Here is a 3,354-nt window from a genome sequence, read left to right as displayed (position 1 = left end):
CGCCTGCACATCGAAGACGGCATCACCCTGACCGACCTGGCACGGTCCACCGGCATCAGCACCCGCACTCTATCCCGGTGGGCTGCCCGCTACCGGGCCGACGGAATCCACGGTCTGCGCACCACCACACGATCCGATGCCGGGGCACATCGCATATCCGCGGAACTGGTCGCCTACATAGAACACCTCGGGCTCACCAGGCCACGTCCATCGATGGCCGCCCTGCACCGCCTGGTGAACTCCCGAGCACAGCAACTATCGGTGAAACCACCCAGCTACGCCACGGTGCGTGGCATCATCCAAGCGCTTGACCCGGCGATGGTCACCCTCGCCTTGGAGGGCCCGGCGTCCTACCGGGATCGACACGAACTCGTCTACCGGCACCGGGCTGAACGCCCCAACGCCATCTGGCAGGCCGATCACACCCAACTCGACATTCTCATCCAGAACCCGGACGGCACGCCGACTCGCCCCTGGCTCACCATCATCATCGACGACTACTCCCGGGCAGTGTGCGGCTACATGGTCACCACCACCGCGCCCTCAGCGATGAACACCGCCCTGGCACTACGCCAAGCTATCTGGCGGAAAACAGACCCCACTTGGGCGATGTGCGGTATTCCCGACGTCCTCTATGTCGATCACGGCTCCGACTTCACCAGTGGCCACATCACATACACCACGACAGCGCTGAAGATCCGGATCATCCATTCAACTATTGCCCGTCCGCAGGGGCGCGGCAAGATCGAGCGGTTCTTCAGCACCGTCAACACCGAACTGCTCACCACCCTGCCCGGCCACCTTGCCCCTGGCGTCCGAAACCCACACCCCGTACTGGACCTGACAAGCCTGGATACCGCTGTCGGCGAGTTCATCAGCAGCTATAACCAACGCACGCATTCTTCAATCAACACCAGCCCGAAGGCCGCGTGGATCGGACGGGGATGGATTCCCAGGATGCCAGAGAACCTGGAAGAACTCGACGGGCTCCTGCTGCGGGTCTCCACCCACCGCCGGGTGCAGCGAGACGGCATCCACTTCCAAGGACAGCGCTACCTCAGTCCGACCCTGGCACCTTTTGTCGGCCATGACGTCACCATCCGCTACGACCCGAGGGACCTCTCCGAGATCCGGGTCTACGACCACGACACGTTGCTGTGCGTCGCCGTGGATGAAGACCACCCCAACCAGCGCTACAGCCTGGCAGATATCCAGGCCGCTCGTCGACGCCGACGACGTCAACTACGTGCCGAAATCAACGAGCGCATCCCCACCCACGAGGCACGCCCAACAGACCGTGCCCCTGTGAACCCCGATGTGAACGCCGAAACGCCACGTCTGCGTGGCCGTGCGTCTCGCCTGCGGACCTACGAAGAGGACCTGTCACCATGAGCCGCGACTTCATCGTCACCAAAGAACACCGCCGCTTCGTCGAGTTCGCCAACGCCATCCGCAAAGACACCACCATCGGCATCTGCCACGGCGAGGCAGGAGTCGGCAAAACACAGTCCGCCAGACGGTACGCCCACTGGGACACCCTGGGAACGTTCATCGACGCCTGGGGGCCACGCAGCGAATCAGACCTGGCCATCTACGCGACGGCCCATCGGACCCGGACCATCTTCTACACCCCTGAGGTACAACCGAAGTACCGGACGTTGATCAAGGACATCGAGTTCTACCGGGGAAAACTCGATGCCTGCATCATGGAGCATCTGATGGCCACCGGGCAGCGAGACAGGCTCCACATGCGCAGATCCAGTGGTGAGAAGCTCACCCAACTGATCATCATTGATGAGGCAGAACGATTGCCTCCCACCGCCCTGGAGATGCTGCGCGACATCCATGATCGTGACGGTGTGGCGATCATGTTCATCGGCATGCCCGGCATTGACCAGCGCTTCCGGCACTACCCCCAGCTGTTCAGCCGGCTTGGGTTCTCTCATCGCTACCGTGCCCTGGGCAAAGACGAGCTGCTGTTCGTGCTGAACCGGCACTACAAGCGCCTAGGTAGAGAACTGGACCCGGAGGACTTCACAGATGCGCAAGCCATCGCCGCGATCGAGCGACTGACCCGCGGCAACTTCCGCGTAGTGGAGCGATTGTTCCCCCAGATCAAGCGGGTGTTGAAGATCAACGAGTTGGAGACCATCACCGACGATGTCATTGAGGCTGCTGCCAGCACCCTGGTCCTCGGGCACTGAAGAGAACGTCCTGCTGTCGTCGTGGCCTCGTACAGAGGATGTCGCTTACACCGCCGCATCCAGCATTGTCATCGCGACGGGCTCGATGTCCGCGTCGGGATACGGGCTGACCACCGAGATGAACGCCCCTCGTCGGCGCTGGCGATCCAGCACCATGTGAGCGCCGAATCCGGAGGCGTAACCGTTGTGCCACACCAGGGGTCGATCGGATCTGTCTTCAACAAACCACCCCGCCGCGACAGATTCAGTGTCATCAGTGAAGCGCACTCGGAAAGCATCCTCGTAGACACAGTCATCGGCGAGAAGGGTTGACATGACCGTGGCGAAATCATGGGCGCTTCCCCTGATCACTCCGGCCGGTCCATAGCCTTGCCCGGTCCAGGGCAGTTGGTCAGTGCCCCACACGGTGACAGCGTTGAGGTCATGCGGGAGGTTTCGCTGTGCAGGTTGCTGAGCGCGCAGGCGTGAACACCCCAGCGGTATCGTCAGCCTGTTTCGCACCAGCGTCGGGTAGTCCGCCCCGTCGGCGGCCGCTAACGCGTGGCCCAATGCTGAGGCAGCGAGGTTGGAGTAGCTGAAGCGCCCGGCATGACGGACACGCGATCGGCGAAGTTGGTTCATCAGATCGGCGAGGTTCTCGGGTTGTGGATCACCACCTGTCAGTACAGCACTGAGCGCTCGGGCTGCTGAGCGGATTCCCCCGCCGGTGGCAGGCAGTCCTGAGGTGTGGGTCAGACAGGACTCCAAAGTCGCTTCACCGGCAGCTGTTCCGGTCAGGGGGAGGTAGTCTTCGAGCCGGTCGTGCGGTGAGATCAGCCTGGTCTGCACCATGTCGGTATAGATCAAGCCGTTGAGGGCTTTGCTGATTGAACCGATGTGGAACGTTTTCTGCAGGTCGCACCCGATCGTGGCGATGCGAGTGCCTGCCGGGCCGACTGTGGCGAGACAGGCGGCATAGACGGGGCGCTTGAGCGGCAAGGAGTTGAGTAGAAGGCCTGCCAGAGCGGTGTCACCGTCTGTCGTTGATGCGTTTGTGAGACAGGCGGGTTTCATACCTGTTCACCCTACCGGCGACGCGTCTCACGAGTGGACACTCTGAGGGCGCCACACAGCGATCAAGATGTCACGCCATTTAGCGGACAAAGTCACA

3 protein-coding genes are annotated in these 3,354 nt (G+C 62.1%); 2 read left to right on the top strand and 1 reads right to left on the bottom strand.

What is annotated here, in order from left to right; genetic code table 11:
• Together Q4E95_RS12115 and Q4E95_RS12110 are read left to right on the top strand one after the other, a co-directional pair.
• A partial coding sequence (locus Q4E95_RS12115; protein WP_303383548.1) for a Mu transposase C-terminal domain-containing protein occupies positions 1-1,392 on the top strand: 1,392 nt, incomplete at its 5' end.
• Positions 1,389-2,204 (top strand): AAA family ATPase, encoded by an 816-nt coding sequence (locus Q4E95_RS12110; protein ID WP_303383547.1) that lies wholly within the window; start codon positions 1,389-1,391, stop codon positions 2,202-2,204. The genes Q4E95_RS12115 and Q4E95_RS12110, both read left to right, overlap by 4 nt.
• Positions 2,205-2,249: 45 nt before the next feature.
• Here the strand turns inward: Q4E95_RS12110 and Q4E95_RS12105 are convergent, their stop codons facing one another.
• Positions 2,250-3,182: a serine hydrolase gene (locus tag Q4E95_RS12105; RefSeq protein WP_303383546.1), complete on the bottom strand. Its 933-nt coding sequence runs from the start codon at positions 3,180-3,182 to the stop codon at positions 2,250-2,252.
• Positions 3,183-3,354 lie beyond the last annotated feature (172 nt).

This window comes from Kocuria sp., assembly GCF_030536815.1.
GTDB lineage: Bacteria > Actinomycetota > Actinomycetes > Actinomycetales > Micrococcaceae > Kocuria > Kocuria gwangalliensis.
Note: the sequence above shows the minus strand (reverse complement) of the source record. Positions and strands in the feature narration are given on the sequence as shown.

Coding starts and splice junctions, on each gene's coding strand:
- Q4E95_RS12110 (WP_303383547.1), top strand. CDS start 1,389: ATGAGCCGCGACTTCATCGTCACCAAAGAACACCGCCGCTTCGTCGAG.